This is a genomic window from Luteibacter sp. PvP120, assembly GCF_054055715.1.
This window is the reverse complement of the sequence record NZ_JBSRXP010000004.1, coordinates 178,751-201,211: the sequence shown is the minus strand read 5'-3', so window position 1 is coordinate 201,211 and position 22,461 is coordinate 178,751. Positions and strand designations below refer to the sequence as shown.

Genomic DNA, 22,461 nt, shown 5'->3' with positions numbered 1-22,461 from the left:
CTTAAACTGTCCTTTCGACCTTGCCCAGCCGGGGCTTTGGTGATCCCCGACCTACCGGCGGGAACGACGAGGACAGCATCCATGGATACGAACGAAAGCGCGGGCATGACTTCCAATCGCCCGTACCTGCTCCGCGCCATCTACGACTGGATCAGCGACAACGGCCTGACCCCCTACGTGCTGGTGGACGCCGCCCAGCCCGGGGTCAAGGTGCCCGCCCATGTGGTGAAGAACGGCCAGGTGGTGCTCAACCTGGCCATGCGCGCCGTGGCCAATCTCGACCTGGGCAACGACAAGATCGGCTTCCAGGCCCGTTTCTCGGGTGTCAGCCAGCAGATCGTGATCCCCGTGCCGGCCGTGCTGGCGCTGTACGCGCAGGAAAACGGGCAGGGCATGATGTTCCCGGCCGACGAAAACGACGGTTCCGAACCGTCGCCCTCGTCCGGTCCGATGGAAGTGGTGGAAAACAGCGAGCCCCCGCCGCCCTCGGCCGGCGGTGATGACGACCGCCCGAAGCGCGGCGCACCGCACCTTCGCGTCGTCAAGTAGGCCTCCGCCGCCCCTTCGGGGGCTTGTGGACGTTCCGGATCGGCCACACACTGGCAGCATGGCATCCTTCAGTGACCTTTTCTGGCTTCTTGTCCTCGCCGGCGGTATCGCGAGCTGGTACAGGCTGACGCGTGCGCGGGAAGTTGCCGCACGCGCGGCGGCGGGGCTGTGCAAGCGTTACGGCCTCCAGTTGCTGGATCAGTCGGTCGGCCTGCGCGCCATGCGCCTCCAGGGTGTGGACGGCGTGCGTCGGCTCGAGCGCTGCTACGGCTTCGAAGTGAGCCTGGATGGCCAGTCCCGCCAGTCGGCACGCCTGTGGATGGCGGGCCACGATATCGCCAGTTACTCCCTGCCGGGGGCCGACGCGCCGGAGCTGGAAACCGTGGTGGCCATCGATCCCCTGGTCCACGGCAGCAACGTCATTTCGCTGGCCGACCGGCGCCGGCTCCACTGAGCACCCCCGGCTGCACGTCGAGCCGCAGGGAAAGATCGATGGCGCGTACATGCTTGGTCAGCGCGCCGCTGGAAATGAAATCCACGCCCGTTTCGGCGATGTCGCGGAGCGTGGCCAGTTCCACGTTGCCCGACACTTCGAGCGACATCCTGCCGTCGGTATAGGTGACGGCTTCGGCCAGCATCGCCGGGGTGAAGTTGTCGAGCAACGCGCGGTCCGCCCCGGCGTCGATCGCCTCGGCCAGTTCGGCCATCGTCTCCACTTCCACGATCAACGGCAGGGCCGGATGGATGCGCCGCGCCGCCTCCACGGCCGGACGAATGCCGCCCGCGGCGATGATGTGGTTTTCCTTGAGCATCATGGCATCGAACAGGCCGATGCGATGGTTGGTGCCGCCGCCGCAGCGCACGGCGTATTTCTGCGCGCGGCGCAGGCCCGGCAGGGTCTTGCGCGTGTCGAGGATGCGCGTGCGTGTGCCCGCCAGCGCATCGGCATAGCGTGCGGTAACGGTGGCGGTGGACGACAGCAGCTGCAGGAAGTTGAGCGCGGTACGTTCGGCGGTGACCAGCGCGCGCGCCTTGCCGGCGAGACGGCAGATGGCGCTGCCGGCGGCGATGCGGTCGCCATCGTGGAGCGACCACGCGATGTCCACGTTCGGGTCCAGCGTGCGGAACGCCGCGTCGAACCAGGCCGTGCCGCACAGTACGGCATCTTCGCGACAGGTAAGCACGGCGGTGGCGGTGGCGGCTGCATCGAGCAGGTCGGCGGTGGCGTCGCCCGGGCCGATGTCCTCGCTCAGGGCGCGATCGACATCGGCTTGTATCTCGACGGCCGGCGGCAGCGCGTCGGCCAGGGATTGCGACTCGTTGGAAGTCATCGTGGGGATGCGCCCAGGGAAGAGGGCGCTACCTTAGCAAACCTCAGGCACCCGGATCCGGTGTGCGCAGGCGTTCCACGATGGCGTCCATGGCGCGGTCGAACAGCAGCGCGGAATCGAGCAGCCGCGCCGTGCCGTTGGCAAAGCCCTGGGCCAGGCCGGCAAGACTGTGGTCGGCCACCTTGAGGCCGCGACGGTTCACGAACAGGTAGCGACCGCTGATGGGGCTGATCCACGAGAGCTTGGCGCGGTCGGTGCTGCCGTCCTCGCTGGTGAATTCCATCCACTGGCCGACCTTCAGCTCGCGGGCCTGGGCGAGGTTGCGCTCGTCGAAGGCCTCGTCCGGCAGGGATTCGTCCTCGGGCACCGGCTCGACGATCGGTTCGTCGATCGCCTGGATCGCATCGGGCAGCGGCGTCACGCTGGCGATGAGCGTGCCCGATCCGGTCTCCGCTACGGATTCGCCCAGCTGCTGCCGGTAGAACGCGTGCAACTGCGCCAGCAATTGTTCGGTGTCGGCATCCTGGAACGCCACGGCCGCCAGCCCGCGGCGCAGTGTCTGCTCCACCGAGGGCAGCAGCGCACGCAGGTCGCGTCGCCCGTTGAGGTCGTAGACCGGACGGGCGCTGGCGATGAAGTCGTCGACGAAGCGCAGCGATTCGCGGAATTCGGGCGATTCCTCGCCCTGGCGCAGCAGGGTGAGCACGATGTAGTTGGCCCAGGCCCGGGTCAGTACACCGTGGATCAGCGGCGGTAACGCGGCGCCGCCGACCCGGCCGACGATTTCCTGCGCGGCGCGCCGACGGGCGTGCTCCAGTTTTTCGCGGCCGCGGGTGGATTCGGCCACGCGCTGCTCGGCCAGCTCCGCACGCTTGCGGCTGATGTCGAGAAAATCCTGCAATTCCGTCGCGAGACGGTTGAAGAGGTCCACGTCGTCGTCGAAGTCGCGCAGCAGCCGCTCGACGATGGTCCGGGTCTTGTCGAACAGGCGGCCGTCGCGATCGGACTCGGCCGACCAGCCCTTGGCCGCATCGGCCATGGCATCCAGCAGCTGGCGCGCCGGGTGGGACTTGTGCGCGAACAGGCGCCGGTCGAGCAGGGCGACCTTCAGGTAGGGGATCTGCAGGCGCGCCAGCATCACCTGCATCTCGGCGGGCAGGTTGCGGTCTTCGAGGATGAACTCGAACAACATGCCCACCAGGTCGATCGTGTCCTCGTCCACACCCGACACGTGCGCGGTTTGTTGCCCGCGCAGCTGGCCGATCTGGACGAGCAACTGTTCCTTCAGCTGGGCCACGTCGCGGGTGACGTCAGCCTGTGTCGCCAGCGGTGCGGCCTGACTGGGCAGGCTGGCGATCTGGCTTTGCAGCAGGGTCAGCGCACCGAGCATTTCCGCCGCGCTGGGCAGGGGGCCGATCGGCAGGGCCTGGCTACCGCCGGTAGCCGTGCCGGTCAGGGCGGAGATCGCGCCGCGACGGGCGGAGAACATGGCGTGCAACGACTGCATGAACTCCGCGGCGGCCGCGTCGGTCACCGGGGCCGTCGCCTGCGCCGTTGTCATGGCCGATGACGCCGGGCCGGTAGGGGCGGGCGCGTCGCTGCGGCGCGTGGCGATCTCGTGGCGCAACTGCGGAAGCACGCCGGCCGCAGCCAGTTCGTTGTTGATGTCGTCGTAGAGCTCGTCGATGCCGGCGAGCACGTAGCGGTCGAACAGCTTGTAGATGATCAGCTTGACCCGAACCTCCACCACCAGCTCGCGCATGGCCTGGCGGAAGGCTCCGGCCAGCAAGGCGGGGCCGACGGGGTTGGAGGCGTCGTCCATGCGGGCGCCGCCGCAGATCACGGAGAGGCGCTGGTTCACCGCGAAGAGGGCACGCGCGAGGCGTTGCTCGTTCTTGCCGATCATGCTGGTGATCGCCAGCGATTCTTCCAGCTCGTTCTCGCCGACAAGGCTGAGTTCGATGTTCGCCAGGGGGCGGGCGTGCGCGTCGGACTCGGGCGCGCGCGTGCGGCCGGCGGAGAAGTCGGCCAGGTCGCGGGCCACCTGGCCCAGGAAACTGCGTTCGACGATCGCGCGCTTCTTGCGCACCTCGCGCATGCCGTCGAAGAACTGGGTTTGCGCGGCGTTGTTCTCGGCCTTCTCGGCGAGGTCGAACAGGGCGTCGTCGATGTTCTCGAACATGTTGGTGGCCAGCGCGTGCAGCCGCTTGGTCGCCAGCCCGCGTACCGTGACCAGGAGCGCACCCACACTTTCGATACGAGGGTCCAGCCGATGGCTTAGATCGACGACGTTCGACGGCTCGTTCGCGTTATTCATCGCGCATCTCTGGATTCACCGGCCCCCGCCTGAGGGGCCATTGTGCGGGATCGAATGCTTTAAAGTGTGACTTGGGTCACGGATTCTGCGCGAGCCCGCTCTCCGGCGTAAAGCCGGCCAGTTGCAGCGTGCCGATGCCGGCTTCCGGCAGCATCACGGGGATGCCGTCCTCGACCCGATAGACCAACTGGCCGTCGGTGGTAATCAGGCCTTCGGTCAGGATATCGGTGACTTTCTCGCCGGCTACCGTGTCGACGGAGCCCGCGCGGATGGCGCTGTTGAGGGTGTCGCGCTCGGCCGCCGTCAGGGGGCGCAGGGGGCGCTTGCTGACCGGGCAGCAGAGGATGTCGAGAAGACGCTTGTCCATGGAGAGCGGCCGTGCCGGCCAACCTGTAGATCGGGAATGCACTTACAATAGCGACTTTTGGGTGGCCGGGCCATGATTTCCAACGAAGGTAACGGAGCGGGCGCGCCGCGCGTGGGCGTGGTGATGGGCTCGCGATCGGACTGGGAAACGATGGAGCATGCCTCCGCCACACTGACCCGCCTGGGTGTCGTCCACGAGGTGCAGGTGGTTTCGGCCCACCGCACGCCCGATCTCCTGTTCGGCTATGCCGAGGGCGCGCGTGGCCGCGGTATCCAGGTGATCATCGCCGGCGCCGGTGGCGCGGCCCACCTGCCGGGCATGATCGCGGCGAAGACGGCCCTGCCGGTGTTCGGTGTGCCCGTGCAGTCCAAGGCCCTGAACGGCATGGATTCCCTGCTTTCCATTGCGCAGATGCCTGCGGGCATCCCCGTGGGCACGCTGGCAATCGGCCGGGCCGGTGCGACCAACGCCGCCTTGCTGGCCGCCTCCGTGCTCGCCCTGCACGATTCCGCCGTGGCCAGCGCGCTGGATGCCTTCCGCGCCGAGCAGACCCGCAACGTCCTCGACCATCCGGACCCGCGCACGTGAGCCGCACGCTCCCCACCGTAGGCATCCTCGGCGGCGGCCAGCTGGCGCGCATGCTGGCCCTGGCCGCGGCACCGCTGGGCATTCGCACCCTCGTGGTGGACGCGTCGCCCGACGCCTGCGCCGGCCAGGTGGCCGAGCTGGTGGTGGCCGACTGGTCCGACGACGCCGCGCTGGCCGCGTTTGCCGCACGGGTGGACGTGATCACCTTCGATTTCGAGAACGTGCCCGCCGCCGTCGCCGAGCGCCTGGCCGGGCAGGTCGATGTGTTCCCGAACCCGCGGGCCCTGGCCGTGGCGCAGGATCGCCTCAGCGAGAAAACCCTGTTCCGCGAAGCGGGTCTGGATACCCCCGACTTCGAGACCGTGGACACGCGCGACGACCTGGTTCGCGCCATCGCCCGGATCGGCACGCCGGCCATCCTGAAGACGCGTCGGCTCGGCTACGACGGCAAGGGGCAGTTCCGACTGAAGTCGGACGGCGATATCGACGCGGCGTGGGCCGCGCTCGGCGATGCCGCCGGCCAGCACGGGCTGATCCTGGAAGCCTTCGTGCCGTTCGACCGGGAGTTGTCGGTGGTGGCCGTGCGAGGCCGCGACGGTGCCTTTCGTGCGTGGCCGCTGACGCGCAACTGGCATGTCGACGGCGTGCTGTCGCTCAGCCTCGCCCCCGCGCCGGGCACGTCCGACGACATGGAGCGTGCCGCCATCGCCCATGCGCGCACCATCGCGGAAAAACTGGATTACGTGGGTGTGTTCGCGCTGGAGCTGTTCGTCCGCGGCGGCGACCTGCTCGGCAACGAAATGGCCCCGCGCGTGCACAACTCCGGTCACTGGACCATCGAGGGCGCACACACCAGCCAGTTCGAGAACCACATCCGCGCCGTGCTGGGCCTGGCCCTGGGCGACACGGGCGTCCGTGGCGCCAGCGCCATGCTCAACTGGATCGGCGACCTGCCGGACCCGGCGCCGGTGTTATCGGTGGCCGACGGCCACTGGCACGATTACGGAAAGGACGCGCGCGATGGCCGCAAGGTCGGCCACGCGACGATCTGTGCCGCCGATGCCGGCAGCCTGCGAGCGAAGCTTGCCGAGGTGGGTGCGGTACTGGGTCGCGATGACCAGGTGGCGCCGGCTGTCGAGCTGCTGGGCTGACGCCACTCCGCTACCCACGTAGGAGCGCGCGATGCGCGCGACATCTTTTCGCGGCAATCTGCAACCTGGCGCGCCAGGCCTGGCGTTTGGCCTCAACACATGTCGCGCACATCGTGCGCTCCTACACGAGCCCGATGTGGCGCACATCGTGCGTTCCTACACGGGCCCGATATCGCGCACATCGTGCGCTCCTACAGGCGGTTGTAGGAGCGCACGATGTGCGCGATCTCGGTGCGTCACAACGCGCGGTTACGCGCTGCAACGCACCGACAAACCTCAGGCGAGGTTCTTCGCCGCAAAATCCCAGTTGACCAAGTTCCAGAAGGCTTCCAGGTACTTCGGGCGGGCGTTGCGGTAATCGATGTAATAGGCGTGTTCCCACACGTCCGCGGTGAACAGCGGCTTGTCGCTGCCGGTGATCGGCGTGGCGGCGTTGGACGTGTTGACGATGGCGAGCGAGCCATCCGGGCGCTGCACCAGCCAGGTCCAGCCGGAGCCGAAGTTGGCGGCGGCCTGCTTGGCGAATTCTTCCTTGAACTTGTCCACGCCACCGAAGGCCTTGGTCAGCGCGTCGGCGAGCTTGGCCGGCGGCTCGGCGCCGCCCGGGGCACGCATGGAGTGCCAGTAGAAGGTGTGGTTCCAGATCTGGGCGGCGTTGTTGAAGATCCCGCCCGAGGACGACTTGACGATCTCCTCCAGGCTCTTGTCCTCGAACTCCGTGCCCTTGACCAGGTTATTCAGGTTGGTCACGTAGGTCTGGTGGTGCTTGCCGTAGTGAAACTCCAGCGTTTCGGCGGAGATGTGCGGCTCGAGTGCATTCTTTTCGTAGGGAAGCGGGGGAAGTTCGAACGCCATGAGGGAGCTCCTTAGCGGTGGCTGGGGGGAAGGGCGTCAACAGGGGGCGCGGCGGCCCACGCTGTTACACTACGCAACTAATCGCATTCTAATGATGAAACCCGACCTATGGACGTCGTAGACGAGATCAAGGCCATCGTGGCGGCCCATCCGATCGTGCTTTTCATGAAAGGCACGCCGGAATACCCCACCTGCGGATTCTCCGATCGTGCGGTCAGGGCGCTGGCAGCGGCGGGGGCCACGTTCTTCACCGTCAACGTCCTGGCCGATCCCCGCGTCCGGGCGGGCCTGCCGCATTATTCCAACTGGCCCACCTTTCCCCAGCTGTTCCTGCTGGGTGAGTTCATCGGTGGCTGCGACATCGTCGAAGACCTGCACTCGGCCGGTGAGCTGAAGCGCATGGCCGCCGATGTGGCGGAGGCCAATTCGTGAGCTCCCTGCCGTCGGCGCGCCTGCCAGCCTCCTGGACCCCCACCCCCGGCCTGCTCGACGGGCGGGTAGTGGTGGTCACCGGGGTCACGGGCGGCCTGGGCGGCGAGACGGCGAAGGCGGCGGTGCGAGCCGGCGCCACGGTGGTCATCACCGGGCGCAAGGTGCGCGCCCTGGAAAAATGCTACGACGAACTGGTGGCGCTGGGCGGTGCCCAGCCGGTGATCCATCCGCTGGACCTGGAAAGCGCCACTCCGAACGACTACGCGGCGCTGGCCGAGGGCATCGAAAAGGAATTCGGTCGCCTCGACGGCATCGTGCACGCCGCGGCGCACTTCAACGAGTTGACGCCGCTGGCCATGCACAAGCCGGATGACTGGCTGCGCGCCATGCAGGTCAACGTGTCGGCACCGTTCGCGCTGACCCAGGCCTGCATGCCCTTGATGGGCAAGGCCGCGGACAGCGCGGTAGTGTTCGTCCTGGACGATCCCGACCTGCTGTCGCGTGCGCACTGGGGCGGTTACGGGGTATCCAAGGCGGCCCTGGAGCGCCTTGCCACCGTGCTGCACGCCGAAAACGGCCGCGGCCCCCTGCGTGTGCACGCGCTGCTGCCGGCGCCGATGCGCACGGCCCTGCGCCGCGCGGCGTATTACGGCGAGAACACGCTGGAACGGCCGCTGCCCGTGGCAACGGCCGAGGCCATCATCTACCTGCTTTCGGACGCGGGGTCTGCCGCGCGCGGCAGCGTGCTCGACCTCCGTCCCGCCCCTTGAACGTCGTATAGGAGTTATCCATGGAAGCGCAGATGACGACGTTGTCGGCAGGCATCCTGCTGTTCCTCATCATGGACCCGCTGGGCAACATCCCGCTGTTCCTGGCCTTGCTCAAGGACGTGCCGCCGCAGCGGCGGCGCAAGGTCATGATTCGCGAGCTGCTGATCGCCCTGGGCGTGCTGGTCGGGTTCCTGCTGGGCGGCCAGTACATCCTCAAGGTGCTGCAGCTGCGCCAGGAGTCGGTGAGCATCGCCGGCGGCATCGTGCTGTTCCTGATCGGCATTCGCATGGTGTTTCCGCCCGTCGAGGGCGGCGTATTCGGCAAGCCGGGGGAGGGCGAACCCTTCATCGTGCCCATGGCCATTCCCGGCGTGGCGGGCCCGTCGGCCATGGCCGCGCTGCTCCTGCTGACCAACTCCCAGCCGGGCCGTACCGCCGAATGGGGGATTGCCCTGTTCCTGGCCTGGCTGGCCACCTCGGTGATCCTGCTCAGCTCCACCTTCCTGTTCAAATGGCTGGGTGAGAGCGTCCTGACCGCACTGGAGCGCCTGATGGGCATGCTGCTGATCGCCCTGTCGGTGCAGATGTTCCTCACCGGGCTCTCGGCCTACCTCCATATCGCGGTCTGACCCAGTCTTTCGGGTCTCCGCCCGCAGGAACGTACGCAACGGTAGGGTTGCTGTCATAATTGACGGCGAGCATGCACCGGGCGGACACCGTCCGTCCGGTGCATGTGTCCGATGCCCGGCGAGGGGCACTTGAGGATGTTCGAAGGCTTATGAGAAACCACGACTCCGTACCGGCCCCGTTCGGTTTGAACCGTTCGACGTCAAGGGGAGCCTGAACCATGCTCAGCATCGATCAGACACTGATGGAGCGCCTGCCCTGGCTGGCGCAGCACCCGCTGATCCGCAAGCCGCTGGTCGGCATGCTGGAAAAGCTGGCCCACGAGACCCGCTTCAACCAGACGCTGGATCACGCCGGAACGGCGCTGGGCTTCGATTTCTGCGAGCGCACCCTGGATTACCTGGGCGTCAGCTGCCGGATCACCGAGCGCGAGCGCGAGAACATTCCGGTCGAAGGGCCGCTCATCGTCGTGGCCAATCACCCCTTGGGCATGGTGGACGCGATCGCCCTGCTGCAGATGATCGGCACGGTGCGCCGGGATGTCCGCATCCTGGGCAACGACGTGCTGGCCGCCGTGCCCCAGCTGGGGCCGTTGCTGCTGCCTGTGGACGTGTTCGGCAAGGGTGCTGCCTCGCGCATGCGCAACATCTTCCGCGCCATCCAGGCCGGCGAAGTGCTGGTCATGTTCCCCGCAGGTGAAGTGTCCCGCGTGGGGCCGTCGGGCGTGCGCGACGGCAAGTGGTCCGACGGTTTCGCCCGCATCGCCATGAAAGCCGGCGTGCCGGTGCTGCCCGTGCACATCGCCGCGCGCAACTCGGTCGCCTTCTACGGCCTGTCGATGCTGGCCAAGCCGCTCAGCACCGCCATGCTACCGCGCGAGGCCACCTCCGGCCGCCAGCGCGTCGGTTTCCGCATCGGCAAGCTGGTGGACGCCGACGAGCTGAAACAGGTCAGCGGTGGTTCCGCGGAGCAGGCCGCGCGCCTGATGCGCCGCCATGTCTACCGTGTGGGCCGCGGTCGCGACCTGGTGTTCGGTGGCCAGACGCCGCTTGCGCACCCCGAACCCGTGGAGCGTGTTTCCGCGGAGCTTGACCAGGCCGAGTTGCTGGCCTCGCTGCCGGACGGCAAGCGCATCGTGCTGCTGCAAGGCTCGCAGGACAGCTATGCGATGCGCGAGATCGGCCGGCTGCGCGAACTGACTTTCCGTCGCGTGGGCGAGGGCACCGGCAAGCGCCGAGACCTCGATGCCTACGATCCTCATTACGAGCACCTCGTGCTGTGGGACGCCAAGGCCCTGCGCATCGTGGGCGCCTATCGTTTCGGTCATGGCGGCCGGCTGATCGCCGCACGCGGCATGGCGTCCCTTTACACGTCCAGCCTGTTCGACTATTCGCCGGCGCTCGAGTCGCGACTGGCCCAGGGGTTGGAACTCGGTCGCAGCTTCATTACCCCCGCCTACTGGCGTTCCCGCGCACTCGACCAGCTCTGGCAGGGCATCGGCCTCTACCTGCAGCGCAACGCGGATGTGCGTTACCTGTTCGGCCCGGTCAGCATGTCCGTCAGCATGCCGCGCGAAGCGCGCGAATGGATCGCGGCGGCGCACCAGCATTTCTTCGGTGTGCAGGGGCTTGCGGCGGCACGTCAGCCGTTCGTCATCCCGGATGCCACCATCGCATCGGTACGTGCCGAACTGGAAGGGCTGGATGCCGCCAGTGGCCTCGGCCGGCTGAAGCATCGCCTCGACGCGCTCGGCGTGACGCTGCCGGTGCTCTACCGGCAGTACGTGGACCTGGTGGAGCCGACCGGCGTGCAGTTCCTGGCCTTCGGCGAAGACCCGGATTTCTCCGGCTGCGTGGATGGCCTGGTGCTACTCGACCTGGCCGCGCTGAAGCCGTCCAAGCGTTCGCGTTACCTGGGCAAGGGCTGACGACGCCACGGGAATCTGCCCTTGTGCGGATTCCCGATGTCACCCCAGTAAATGGACACGCCAGCAGGTATCGCTCGCGTGCCCGTGCTTCTCGGCATGGCGTGGGGCCTGTATCGAGCCGGTGGCGATTTCGGGAATGGATTTCCAGCCTTTCAAACCCCAGTGCTCATCGTTAAACTGTCATAAAGCGGAGATAAGGTTGACCCTTGTCTGCTGGTCCGCCAGCCGTGTTCCGCTGTAGCTGAGAAAACAGGTCATCTGTTTCCCAACGTGTTGACCCACCTGCATTCGCGGGTCATTCGCCGTGTCCGGAGATAACGTTTTTTCTTGCGTAGAGCGTAATAAATATCGGTTTGTAGATAATCGATATCAATTACGGAAAGGGTATTAAAAGCCGATTCAAAAGAATAAATAGCTGCCTCGAAAGAGGCCGGCCATGGACGGCTTTGGCATGACCTCAACCCAGTGTTTCAGGAAACCCTCCATGATCCGCAATTCCCTTTCGGGCGCCATCGCCCTGACCCTTTTCGCGGCTGCCAGTGTCGCGTCGGCGCAGGATAGCCAGGGCACGCAGGCCGCCGAGGCGCAGCGCGTCCGCAGTGCCGCCGCCAGCACCTCGAATACCACGAACGACAACGCCACCCGCCGCGCTACCCAGCAGATGGAATCGGTGCAGGTGAAGGCGGATTCGCTGTCGCTCGGCGCGGGCCTGATGTCCGTCCAGGACGCGCCCAAGGCCGTGTCCACCGTGTCGCGCGAGGCCATCATCCGCGCCGCGCCCGGCATCAATTTCACCCAGGCGATCGACTCGATCCCCGGCGTCACGGCGTCGACCGACGACTACACGGGCCTCAACGACGGCAACGCCTCGATCCGCGGCTTCAGCCTCGACGAGATCGGCGTGACGGTGAATGGCGCCCCGATCAACGACAGCGGCAACTACAAGATCTACGCGACCGAATACGGTGACAGCGAGAACATGGGTGACGTGACCGTGCAGCCCGGGTTCCCCGAAAACGGCACGCCGATCTCCGGCGCCGCGGGCGGTTCCATCGCGTGGGTCACGGTCGATCCGTCGCACACCGCCGGTCTGGACGTCAGCCAGTCCGGCGGCGGCAACAGTTATCACCGCACGTTCTTTCGCTTGAACACCGGTGACACCGGCCCGGTGCGCTCGTGGATTTCCTATTCCAACAACGAAACCAACCTGTGGCGCGGCCGCGGCAAGGCCAAGGTCACCAAGGTCGACGAGAAAACCGTCTGGCAGATCGACGACAAGAATTCGGTCGCGTTCTCGGTGCAGTACAACCGCCTGATCAAGACGAACTACGAGTCGCTGACCAAGGCCCAGGCGGCCCAGCAATACGACCAGAGCTACCTGGGCACATACACGCCCGGCAGCACCAGCAGCAACTACTACGCGCTGCACCAGAACCCGTTCCGCAACTACCTGGCCAGCATGGACGGCGAGTTCACGCTGTCCGACAACCTGCGCCTGTCGGTGGTGCCGTATTTCCAGTACGGCTACGGCGGTGGCGGCTCGGGCAGCACCTTCACCGAGAATGCGAAGGCCAACGGCAACTACTACAGAACCGTGGCGTACGACCTCAACGGCGACGGCAAGATCGGCGGCACCCAACTGGTCAACTCGTACAGCTACTCGACGACCTACCGGCCCGGCATCATCGCCAAGTTCAACCAGGACCTGAGCGACAGCAACAGCCTGGAATACGGGGTGTGGGCCGAGCGCCCGCGCCAGCAGCAGGGTCAGGCGTTCGTGCCCGTGGATTACGCCACCGGCGTGCCCATCGATACGTGGGCCGCCAAGGGCTCGCGCATCACCTATCCGGACGGCACGTCGCAGAAGGCCTTCAGCCAGTACACCACGACGACCAACGCCAAGGCATTCGTCACCGACAACTGGAACCCGACCGACAAGCTCACCCTTACGGACAGCGTCGCCTATGTCTGGTCCAAGCGCGATGGCGATGTCGCCGAATATCCGGACTCCGCCGGCGCGATCAATGCGGCCGGCAAAGTGACGGTGACGCCGACCAACGTCGGCTACGGTGCCTCACCCGTGGACACGTACCACAAGTGGACGCCCACGGCGGGTGCGAAGTACCAGCTGGATGCCGAGAACCAGATCTACTTCGGGATCGGCAAGACGTTCCGTGCCCCGATCAACGGCGCGGTGCTGAGCAACGCCCTCTACGGCTACGGCACGGCCCAGGCCGGCGCGCTGCCGAACAAGCCCGAAACCTCGACCAGTGCCGACCTGGGCTGGCGCTACTACGGCGAGCGCGCGTCGCTCAGCGTCGATGCCTTCGCGGCCAATTTCAACAACAAGCAGGTTTCCGGCTACGACGAGGCCACCGGCCTGAGCGTGTATACGCAGCTGGGCAAGGTGCATAACCGCGGCATGAGTGCCGAGGGTAGCTTCAGCTTCGACCCGCAGTGGTCGGTGTACGGCAACTACACCTACCTGCAGTCGCGTATGGAGGACAACCTCGATTCCCTCGGCGACGGCATCTACAACACCCGCGGCAAGACCCTGCTCAACGCACCGCGCAACTCGGGGTATGTGGAACTCAGCTACAAGAACGGGCCGTTCTGGGCCGGACTGAACGCCAAGTACCAGGGCTCCATCTGGGGCGACTGGTCGAACACGGAGCGCGTCGGCGGCTACACCACGCTTAACCTCAATGCGGGCTGGGATTTCCCGGACTTCTCGTCGACCTTCCGCAAGCCGTACATCAAGTTCAACGTGTTCAACCTCACCGATCGCAAGGCGCTGACCAATGCGAACAACACCTCGGCCTTCCTGGCGAGCAACCCGGGCAAGATCAAGGACGCCAACGGGGTGACCCTGTTCACATCGGCGCCTTACTACTCGGTGCTGGAGGAGCGGACGTTCATGGTGACCTTCGGGGCCTCGTTCTTCTGAGTCTCGTACGATGCCGGTAGGGGAGGCCCGGCCCTCCCTATCGGCCCTGCCCATACGCATGATCTTCAGGCCCCTCCTCGCGAGGGGCCTTTTTTTGTGTCGACCGCGCAGGTATGCGCGGTATAGGCAACACGGGCTTGCGCCCCGCTGCGCCGCTGGTCGACATCGCGGGCCGGGGGTGGTTCTTACAAGATCCGTTGATACGAGCCTTGTTGGCAAAATATATATAATAGAATCAATGCAGTAATCGAAAGAAACGCCGGTCGCCATGGAAGTGGTATTTATCAAACTGGCGTGAAAACGTTACAAATCTGTCATACAATGCCGTTAAAGTTGGCTTAACAACTGTCGCCACCGGTCGCAAGGATGTGAGCCGGGTCACACGAGACGACACAGCCAACGATTTGGGGAAAGTCCAGATGCGATGCTCCACCCGGCTCCGCGCCAGGTAGCCCTTCGTCTGGAAAAAATTTTCGTATGCAAGCCACAGGGTCGACCACTAGATGAATAGCCGCATCCGCGCCAAACTCCTGCCGCTGGCGATCGCCTCGCTGCTGACGGCACCTGCGTTCGCGCAGGAAACCTCGTCCACGATCAGCGGCCGCGTCCTCGACGCCGCCGGCCAGCCGGTGGCCAATGCCACCGTCGTGATCGTGCATGAGCCGTCGGGCACGACGAAGACCACCACCACCGATGCCAGCGGCCGTTACTCGGCCCAGGGCCTGCGCGTCGGCGGTCCGTTCGACGTGACCGCGACCAAGGATGGCGCCCCGTCGGCTCGCCAGGACAACGTCTACCTGCAGCTGGGCGCGGACACCGCGGTCAACCTGAGCTCCGGCGCCGCCGCCAATGCCGCCGATGCCACCGCGCTGAATGCGGTCACCGTGTCGGCCGTCTCCGGCCAGTTCTCGTCGGAGAACAAGGGCCTGGGCACTACCATTTCGCAGGCGCAGCTGAAGGCCACGCCGGCCCCGAGCCGCAACATCGCGGACATTGCCCGTCTCGACCCGCGCGTCAACGTCGACCACGGCACCGGCGCGATCTCGGCCAACGGCCAGAATGCCCGTATGAACAGCATCAAGGTCGACGGCCTGGGCGTGGGCGACCCGTTCGGCCTGAACGGCACGGGCATGCCGACCGTCGGCTCGCCGGTCTCGATGGATACGATCGATTCGTTCAATATCTCGACGGCCAACTATGACGTGGGTTCGGACACGATCGGCGCCGACATCAATGCCGTGACGAAGTCGGGTACGAACGAGTTCCATGGTTCGGCCTACTACGGCTTCAAGAACGCTAGCAGCATGGTCGGCAAGGCCGGCTGGCTCGACCAGGGTCGGGACTACACCGAGTTTGATCGTAACTGGGTGGCTGGCGCGACTGTCGGCGGTCCGATCATCAAGGACAAGCTGTTCTTCTTCGCTGGTTACGAGAAGGAAGAAGTGACCGGCCTGAGCTCGGGCGCCGTGAACGGCCTCGATCCTTCGCTGACCACCTCGACGCTCAACAAGATCTCGCCTGCCGATCTTCAGCGCATCGTCAATGGCGCGAACGGTCTCGGCATCGTGCCCGGCAGCACCGGTGCCAACGCCGGCACGCTGACCGACAAGCGCTACATCGCCAAGCTGGACTGGAACATCACGGACGGCCACCGCATGAACCTTGCGTACTCGCGTACCAAGGAAGTGAAGCCCAATCCGCAGGGTAACGGCACGTCGTCCGTCGGCCTGTCGAGCTACTGGTACACCGTCAATTCCGACATCAAGAACTACACGCTGCAGTCGTTCGACGACTGGAACGACATCTTCTCGTCGGAAACCAAGATCGGTTACAGCGATTATTCGCTGAACCGTTCGGTCGATACGCAGCAGCCGATGCTTACCGTTCGCGCGAACAACACGACCTTCGGCACCAGCGCCACCGGCCCGACCGTCAACCTCGGCGAAGACCAGTTCAGCCATTACAACGTGGCTTCGGTGAAGACGCTCAACGCCATGTGGGCCGGCACCCTCTACCTCGGCGACCACACCATCAAGGGTGGTTTCGAGTGGGAGCGCAACCGCATCTATAACCTGTTCGGTCGCACTGAATTCGGTGCGTACACGTTCGGCAACGACGGCGTTAACAACATTGGCCGGGGCCTTTACAGCAACTATTCGCTGTATCAGCCGGCCCAGGGTTACTCGCTGGACGATATCGCCGCCCAGTGGGAGCTGCGTCGTCATACGTTCTTCCTGCAGGACACCTGGCAGGCGTCGGACAACCTGTCCGTCCAGTTCGGCTTCCGCGTCAACAAGTACCTGACCGACGACAAGCCGCTGTACAACGCGACGTTCCAGTCGAAGTACGGCTTCAGCAATGCCAACACGATCAACGGCAGCCAGTTGGTCGAACCGCGCCTGTCGTTCAACTACACCTTCGACAGCGAGTACAAGACCCAGCTGCGCGGTGGCGTTGGCCTGTTCCAGTCCGATCCGCCGACGGTGTGGATGACCAATCCGTACCAGAACAACGGTATCAACGTCGCCACGTACTCGTATGATCGCCTGGCCGATGGCGTGAACTGCAAGCTCGGCACCCAGACGCTGCCGTGCCCGCTGTTCAGTGCCGACCCGCTCAACCAGCCGACCAGCGGAGCGGGCACCATTCCCCAGCAGGCGGTGGATACGGTCGACAAGAACTTCAAGCTGCCCAGCGTGTGGAAATCGTCGATCGCGTTCGATCGTGAACTGCCGTGGCAGGGCATCATCGCCAGCATCGAGTACCAGCACCTCGACGTTCAGGACGGGATCCTCTACCAGAACCTGAACCTCGGTGGCCCGACTGGCCTCATGCCGGACGGTCGCTACACGTATAACGGCTGCATCGGCGGCTCGACCCCGGTGGGTGGCCCGACGGGCGTGAACTGCACGGGCAACGCAGCGGACCGCATCGGCTCGAATACGGCCGGCACGCTTGCTCGCGCTCGCCGCGACAACCGTTTCGCCCAGGGCGTCACCTACCTGACCAACACCTCGAAGGGTGGTGCTGACACCGTCACGCTGTCGTTCTCGAAGCCGATGGCGGATGGTTGGTCGTGGAGCGTCGCGGCCACTGGCGGTCATTCGACCGAAGTGAACCCCGGTACGTCGAGCCAGGCCACGTCGAACTATTCGAACAGTGCCTGGACCAACCCGAACGAAGATGTCGCATCCACGGCCAACACGAACATCGCGAAGCGCCTGAACGCCTCGCTCACGTGGCAGCACAACTTCTTCGGTGACTACGCCACCACGATCAGCGCGTTCTACGACGGTCACTCCGGCGTGCCGTACAGCTGGATCTTCGGCAACGATTCGAACGGCGACAGCTACTCGAAGGACCTGGCGTATATCCCGACCCGTAACGACGGCACGGTGTTCCGCAATGCGACCGGTACGGCAGCGGCCTCGCAGCAGCTGGTCAACCAGTTCTACGACTACATCAACGGTGACAGCTACCTGCGCAAGCAGCAGGGCAAGATTGCCAAGCGTAACGGTGCCACGTCCGCCTGGGTCAACCAGATCGACCTGAGCATGAGCCAGGAAATTCCCGGCATCTTCAAGGGCAACAAGGGCGAGATCCGCCTGGACGTGTACAACTTCCTGAACCTCGTGAACAAGAAGTGGGGCCAGCAGTCGTATGTCGGCTTCCCGTACACCCGCACCCTGGCCAACTTCGGTGGCGTCAACGCGCAGGGCGAGTACGTCTACAACCTTCCGACCGATACCAACGGCAACTACCAGCCGGGCCTGAAGGGCATCTACGACGCCCCGACCGACAACAGCGCGACCAAGATCAACCCGGTCTCGCGTTGGTCCGCCATGCTGACGGTTCGCTACACGTTCTAAGCGAAGGATTCGCTGTTTTATCCGGAGGCCGGCATCCGTTAGGGTGCCGGCCTTCTTTTTGCCACGGACGGCGCCGGTCTTGACCCCCCGGCGCCGTCCGCGTGATCCTAGGCGGTCCGCTCCCGATCCGGAGCGGGGTTCGCCGCTAATCCGCGGTCGTAAAGGACGAGTAACTCCATGAATGCCATCCATTTCGGGGACCCGGTCAACGGCAAGACCGTGAGTGCCCGCGTATCGCCGGCCGGCGGCCTCGACATCCTCTCCCGTAACGAAGTGGCGCGCCTGCGCGACGCCAGCGGGTCGGGCCTGCACCAGTTGCTGCGCCGTTGCGCGCTGGCGGTGCTGACCTCGGGCAACCTCTCGGACGACCCGGGCACCCTGTTCGAGCAATACCCCGATTTCGACATCCAGGTGCTGCAGGAAGATCGCGGCATCAAGATCGAACTGAAGAATGCACCGGAGCAGGCCTTCGTCGACGGCCGCATCATCCGCGGCATCAATGAACTGCTGGTCGCAGTGGTGCGTGACATCGTCTACGTATCCACCCAACTGGAAGCCGGCGCCTTCGATCTCGACGACACCGTGGGCATCACGCACGCCGTGTTCGAGATCCTGCGCAATTCCCGCATCCTGCGTCCGCAGGTGGACCCCAACCTGGTGGTCTGCTGGGGTGGTCATTCCATCTCTCGCGACGAATACGAGTACACCAAGCGGGTCGGTTACCAGCTCGGCCTGCGTGGCCTGGATATCTGCACGGGGTGTGGCCCGGGTGCGATGAAGGGCCCCATGAAGGGCGCGACCATCGCCCACGCCAAGCAGCGTCGCAAGGGCAATCGCTATATCGGTGTGACCGAGCCGGGCATCATCGCCGCGGAGTCGCCCAACCCGATCGTCAACAACCTGGTCATCATGCCGGACATCGAGAAGCGTCTCGAGGCGTTCGTGCGGCTGGGCCACGGCATCATCGTCTTCCCGGGCGGCGTCGGCACGGCGGAAGAAATCCTCTACATGCTCGGCATCCTGCTGTTGCCGAAGAACAAGGGCATTCCGTTCCCGTTGATCTTCACCGGGCCGCAGCAGTCGGCCGCGTACTTCGAGCAGATCGACCGTTTCCTCCGCCTGACGCTCGGCGACGATGTGGCCAAACACTACAAGATCATCGTCGACGATCCGGCGGCGGTCGCGCACGCCATGGTCGCGGGCATCGAGAAGGTGCGCAATCACCGGCTCGACAACAAGGATGCCTTCTTCTTCAACTGGGCCCTGGACATCCCGCTGCCGTTCCAGCAGCCGTTCCGTCCCACGCACGAAGCCATGGCCGGCCTGGCGCTGCATCGCGATCGCCCGAAGCACGAACTGGCGGCCGATCTTCGCCGTGCGTTCTCGGGCATCGTTGCGGGCAACGTCAAGGAGGAGGGTGTGCGCGCCATCGAACAGTCCGGCCCGTTCGTGATCGACGGTGAACCGGAGATCATGCGTGCCCTCGACGAAATGCTGAAAGCCTTCGTCGCGCAACACCGCATGAAGCTGCCCGGCGGCACGGCCTATGAGCCGTGCTACGTGGTGCGCACCTGAGAAGCGTACTTAAGTAATAGCGGGTCGGATCGGGCAGGCCGGTCCGGCTCGCCATTAGCTGAACGCCACGCGCAAACGGGCACGATGCGTCACACCGTCTAGACGGCTCCACAAGCGAGGATGGCGCCCACGCATCCCGTCCGGAGAGATTCCATGCTCGTCACCATCCTGCTCGTCATCCTCGTTCTCGCGCTCATCGGCGGCCTGCCCACCTGGGGCTATTCCAGCTCGTGGGGTTACGGTCCCAGCGGCGGTATCGGCGTGGTCCTCGCCATCGTGCTGATCTGTTGGCTGCTCGGCGTATTCTGATTTATCCACGTTCCCGGTGACGCTCAGGCGCACCGGGAATGGAGCACACCATGACCCGACCGCATCGTCCCGTTCCCGCGACCGACAAGGTGCCGACAGGTACCGAGCCCGTGCCTCTCGACGAGTCGCCCGTGAATCGTCCCGGTCCCGATCCGGATACCGACGGCGATCCCGTGGAGACCTGAGTTGTCGCGCGTGGCGTGGCCGGGCGACATCGTTCCTCGCAGCTTCTTCCATCGCGACGCGCGCGACGTGGCCCCGCAGCTGCTGAACAAGCTGCTGGCCTGCGCCGACGGAAGGCTAGGGCGCATCGTGGAAGTCGAGGCCTATGTCGGCGCCATCGATCCTGCCGCGCATACGTTCCGTGGCATGACCAAGCGCAACGCGGTGATGTTCGGACCGCCCGGCCACATGTACGTCTACTTTACCTACGGCATGCACTGGTGTGCGAACACGGTGTGCGGTGACGAAGGCGAAGGCTCCGGGGTCCTCATGCGCGCGCTGGAACCGGTAGCGGGTATCGCAACGATGCGCGCATCGCGGCCGCGTATCCGTAAGGACCGCGAGCTGTGCAGCGGCCCGGCCCGGTTGACCCAGGCCATGGGTATCACCGGCGCGCAGAACGGTATCGACCTGGTGCGGGCGCGGGATGGTTACACGATTCTGGACGATGGCATGCCGCCACCCGATGAGGTGGTCGGTTCCGCGCGTATCGGCATCCGGGAAGGCACCGACCTCCTGTGGCGATGGTTCGTGGCAGGCAATCCCCACGTCTCACGCGCCTGAGGCCCCTGTGCGTCGCGGGGGAGGGCGGGTTGGCTTTACCGTTCCATGTGGCATAACCTCTGGCGCATACCCGACATGGAGGCTCGCATGAAGCGCATCGTCACCGCGTTTGTTCTTACCGCCCTTTCCATTGGCGTCGCCTCCGCAGATACCTATCGCTTCGGCTCCCAGGTCGTGACCACGGGCGACAGCGAAGGCCGTCTCCGCCAGATCGCCGGCAAGCCCGATCGTGAAACGCCGATCGAAACACCGCGTGGCGGCCTCGAGGGGTATCGGCTGGAGTATGTCGATCACGGTAAATCCGTGCAGATCGAGATCGTCGACGGGCGCATCCGCTCGATCACGCAACTGCAAAACTGACTCGCGAACGTCGATGGAGTATCATCGACGTCTCAACCCCATGTCCTGGATTCGCCCGGTGCTTACGCCACCCTGATCGTCACCCTTGTGTTCACAGGCTGCGGTATCTACCGCAGGACGATCGCGTGTCGGTTCCCTACCGACCGCCTATCCGTTTACCAGGACAATTCATGAATACCTCTACTCGTTGGAGCCAGCAGTGGTTCTTCAACGTGCGTGGCGACGTGCTCTCGGGCCTTGTCGTCGCGCTCGCGCTCATTCCCGAAGCCATCGCGTTTTCCGTCATCGCCGGCGTGGACCCCAAGGTGGGTCTCTACGCATCGTTCTCGATGGCGGTGGTGATCGCTTTCACGGGCGGCCGGCCCGCCATGATTTCCGCCGCCACCGGGGCGATGGCCCTGCTGATGGTGAGCATGGTCAAGACCCATGGCTTGCAGTACCTGTTGCTGACGACCATCGCGACGGGTCTGTTCCAGGTGCTGGCAGGCGCGCTCCGGCTCGGCGGCCTCATGCGTTTCGTTTCGCGGTCCGTGGTCACCGGGTTCGTCAACGCACTGGCCATCCTTATCTTCATGGCGCAGTTGCCCGAGCTTATCGGCGTGTCGTGGATGGTCTATCCGATGACCGCCGGCGCACTGGCTATCATCTACCTGTTTCCCTACGTCACGCGCGCCGTGCCATCGCCATTGGTGGCCATCGTGGTGATGACGGTCATCGCCATCGTCTTCCGCATCGATATTCACCGTGTGGGCGACATGGGCGCATTGCCTGATTCGCTGCCGCACTTCCTGCTGCCGGACGTGCCGCTGAACTGGGAAACCGCGAAGATCGTGTTGCCCACGGCAGCGACGCTGGCGGTGGTCGGACTGCTCGAATCGATGATGACCTTGCAGATCGTCAACGACATGACCGACACGCGGTCGGACAAGAATCGCGAATGCATGGGGCAGGGTTTCGCCAATATCGCGACCGGCTTCATCGGTGGCATGGCGGGCTGCGCCATGATCGGCCAGTCGGTCATCAACGTACGCTCCGGCGGTCGCGGCCGGCTATCAACGCTGGTGGCCGGCGTGGTGCTGCTGATGCTGGTGGTGTTCGGCGCACCATGGGTCAGCCAGATCCCCATGGCGGCGCTGGTGGCGGTGATGATCATGGTCTCGCTCAGCACGTTCAACTGGCGATCCCTCGCGGCGCTACGCACGCATCCCACGTCGTCCAGCATCGTCATGCTGGGCACGGTGGTGGTCACGGTCTGGACGCATGATCTTGCACGTGGCGTGTTGACCGGCGTGATCCTCTCCGCGGTGTTCTTCGCGCGCAAGGTCGGTCGCATGCTCGACGTGGACAGTTCCCTCTCCGAGGAAGGCGTGCGCACCTATGTCGTCTCCGGCCAGGTGTTCTTTGCATCGGCGGATACGTTCGGTGACTTCTTCGACGTGAAGGAAGAGGACCTGAGTGGCGTGGTGATCGATGTCACCGCGGCCCACCTGTGGGACCTGACCGCTATCGGTGCGCTGGATCGCGTGGTGCTCAAGTTCCGCCAGGCAGGCGTCACGGTAGACGTCGTGGGCCTGAACGCCGCCAGCCATGAACTGGTGCAGCGCCTGGGTACGCACCACCGCGAGGGTGCGTCACTGGATACCGGCGCTCACTGAGTGTATGGATGGGCGGGTTACCACCCAAAAGAAAAGGGCCTGCATC

20 protein-coding genes are annotated in these 22,461 nt (G+C 65.1%); 16 read left to right on the top strand and 4 right to left on the bottom strand.

Annotated features, from left to right (window positions below; translation table 11 throughout):
* Positions 1 to 105: 105 nt before the first annotated feature.
* Together ACVKN3_RS10290 and ACVKN3_RS10285 are read left to right on the top strand one after the other, a co-directional pair.
* On the top strand, positions 106 to 549 hold the full coding sequence (locus ACVKN3_RS10290; protein ID WP_285404546.1) for a ClpXP protease specificity-enhancing factor: 444 nt from the start codon (positions 106 to 108) through the stop codon (positions 547 to 549).
* Positions 550 to 607: 58 nt separating this feature from the next.
* Positions 608 to 1,003 carry a DUF3301 domain-containing protein gene (locus ACVKN3_RS10285; protein WP_285404547.1) on the top strand — a complete coding sequence of 132 codons (396 nt, stop codon included), beginning with the start codon at positions 608 to 610 and terminating at the stop codon, positions 1,001 to 1,003.
* Here ACVKN3_RS10285 and nadC read toward each other — a convergent pair.
* The 3 genes from nadC to ACVKN3_RS10270 all read right to left on the bottom strand — a co-directional run bounded on the left by nadC (position 969) and on the right by ACVKN3_RS10270 (position 4,564).
* Positions 969 to 1,880: a carboxylating nicotinate-nucleotide diphosphorylase gene (gene nadC / locus ACVKN3_RS10280; RefSeq protein ID WP_354515148.1), complete on the bottom strand. Its 912-nt coding sequence runs from the start codon at positions 1,878 to 1,880 to the stop codon at positions 969 to 971. The two genes, ACVKN3_RS10285 and nadC, sit on opposite strands and share 35 nt — an antisense overlap.
* A gap of 43 nt (positions 1,881 to 1,923) precedes the next feature.
* Positions 1,924 to 4,197 (bottom strand): DUF1631 domain-containing protein, encoded by a 2,274-nt coding sequence (locus tag ACVKN3_RS10275; RefSeq protein WP_354515146.1) that lies wholly within the window; start codon positions 4,195 to 4,197, stop codon positions 1,924 to 1,926.
* A 76-nt stretch (positions 4,198 to 4,273) separates the two neighbouring features.
* On the bottom strand, positions 4,274 to 4,564 hold the full coding sequence (locus ACVKN3_RS10270; protein WP_285404550.1) for a Trm112 family protein: 291 nt from the start codon (positions 4,562 to 4,564) through the stop codon (positions 4,274 to 4,276).
* Between the two features lie 72 nt (positions 4,565 to 4,636).
* Here ACVKN3_RS10270 and purE point away from each other — a divergent pair, with 72 nt between their 5' ends.
* The gene (purE, locus tag ACVKN3_RS10265) at positions 4,637 to 5,152 is read left to right on the top strand and encodes a 5-(carboxyamino)imidazole ribonucleotide mutase (RefSeq protein ID WP_285404551.1); all 516 of its coding nucleotides are present in this window, start codon (positions 4,637 to 4,639) and stop codon (positions 5,150 to 5,152) included.
* Positions 5,149 to 6,303 (top strand): 5-(carboxyamino)imidazole ribonucleotide synthase, encoded by a 1,155-nt coding sequence (locus tag ACVKN3_RS10260; protein ID WP_354515143.1) that lies wholly within the window; start codon positions 5,149 to 5,151, stop codon positions 6,301 to 6,303. Before purE ends, ACVKN3_RS10260 begins: the two co-directional genes overlap by 4 nt.
* Before the next feature lie 276 nt (positions 6,304 to 6,579).
* On the opposite strand, the gene ACVKN3_RS10255 is transcribed toward ACVKN3_RS10260, so the two are convergent.
* Positions 6,580 to 7,158: a superoxide dismutase gene (locus tag ACVKN3_RS10255; RefSeq protein WP_354515141.1), complete on the bottom strand. Its 579-nt coding sequence runs from the start codon at positions 7,156 to 7,158 to the stop codon at positions 6,580 to 6,582.
* A 108-nt stretch (positions 7,159 to 7,266) separates the two neighbouring features.
* On the opposite strand from ACVKN3_RS10255, the gene grxD reads away from it, so the two are divergent.
* The 12 genes from grxD to ACVKN3_RS10195 all read left to right on the top strand — a co-directional run bounded on the left by grxD (position 7,267) and on the right by ACVKN3_RS10195 (position 22,415).
* Positions 7,267 to 7,590, top strand: coding sequence for a Grx4 family monothiol glutaredoxin (gene grxD / locus ACVKN3_RS10250; RefSeq protein ID WP_354515139.1), 324 nt, complete (start codon positions 7,267 to 7,269; stop codon positions 7,588 to 7,590).
* Complete coding sequence (locus ACVKN3_RS10245) at positions 7,587 to 8,360, top strand: SDR family NAD(P)-dependent oxidoreductase (RefSeq protein ID WP_354515137.1); 774 nt, start codon at positions 7,587 to 7,589, stop codon at positions 8,358 to 8,360. Before grxD ends, ACVKN3_RS10245 begins: the two co-directional genes overlap by 4 nt.
* Before the next feature lie 32 nt (positions 8,361 to 8,392).
* The gene (locus ACVKN3_RS10240) at positions 8,393 to 8,989 is read left to right on the top strand and encodes a YhgN family NAAT transporter (protein ID WP_285404591.1); all 597 of its coding nucleotides are present in this window, start codon (positions 8,393 to 8,395) and stop codon (positions 8,987 to 8,989) included.
* A gap of 218 nt (positions 8,990 to 9,207) precedes the next feature.
* Positions 9,208 to 10,914 carry a lysophospholipid acyltransferase family protein gene (locus ACVKN3_RS10235; protein ID WP_036140444.1) on the top strand — a complete coding sequence of 569 codons (1,707 nt, stop codon included), beginning with the start codon at positions 9,208 to 9,210 and terminating at the stop codon, positions 10,912 to 10,914.
* Positions 10,915 to 11,398: 484 nt separating this feature from the next.
* Positions 11,399 to 13,861 carry a TonB-dependent receptor gene (locus ACVKN3_RS10230; RefSeq protein ID WP_354515135.1) on the top strand — a complete coding sequence of 821 codons (2,463 nt, stop codon included), beginning with the start codon at positions 11,399 to 11,401 and terminating at the stop codon, positions 13,859 to 13,861.
* A gap of 503 nt (positions 13,862 to 14,364) precedes the next feature.
* A complete protein-coding gene (locus tag ACVKN3_RS10225) occupies positions 14,365 to 17,730 on the top strand; it encodes a TonB-dependent receptor (RefSeq protein ID WP_354515133.1) in 3,366 nt (1,121 codons plus the stop codon).
* A gap of 177 nt (positions 17,731 to 17,907) precedes the next feature.
* A complete protein-coding gene (gene ppnN / locus ACVKN3_RS10220) occupies positions 17,908 to 19,305 on the top strand; it encodes a nucleotide 5'-monophosphate nucleosidase PpnN (protein ID WP_051938659.1) in 1,398 nt (465 codons plus the stop codon).
* Between the two features lie 153 nt (positions 19,306 to 19,458).
* Positions 19,459 to 19,614, top strand: a complete 156-nt coding sequence (locus ACVKN3_RS10215; RefSeq protein ID WP_081916427.1) for a DUF3309 family protein — start codon at positions 19,459 to 19,461, stop codon at positions 19,612 to 19,614.
* 50 nt (positions 19,615 to 19,664) lie between these two features.
* Positions 19,665 to 19,799 (top strand): hypothetical protein, encoded by a 135-nt coding sequence (locus tag ACVKN3_RS10210; RefSeq protein ID WP_255349638.1) that lies wholly within the window; start codon positions 19,665 to 19,667, stop codon positions 19,797 to 19,799.
* A gap of 10 nt (positions 19,800 to 19,809) precedes the next feature.
* Entirely contained in the window at positions 19,810 to 20,400 is a 591-nt protein-coding gene (locus tag ACVKN3_RS10205; RefSeq protein WP_354515250.1) for a DNA-3-methyladenine glycosylase, read from the top strand.
* A gap of 87 nt (positions 20,401 to 20,487) precedes the next feature.
* Entirely contained in the window at positions 20,488 to 20,760 is a 273-nt protein-coding gene (locus ACVKN3_RS10200) for a DUF2845 domain-containing protein (protein WP_285404558.1), read from the top strand.
* Between the two features lie 170 nt (positions 20,761 to 20,930).
* Positions 20,931 to 22,415 carry a SulP family inorganic anion transporter gene (locus ACVKN3_RS10195; RefSeq protein ID WP_354515130.1) on the top strand — a complete coding sequence of 495 codons (1,485 nt, stop codon included), beginning with the start codon at positions 20,931 to 20,933 and terminating at the stop codon, positions 22,413 to 22,415.
* The last annotated feature ends 46 nt before the right edge of the window (positions 22,416 to 22,461 follow it).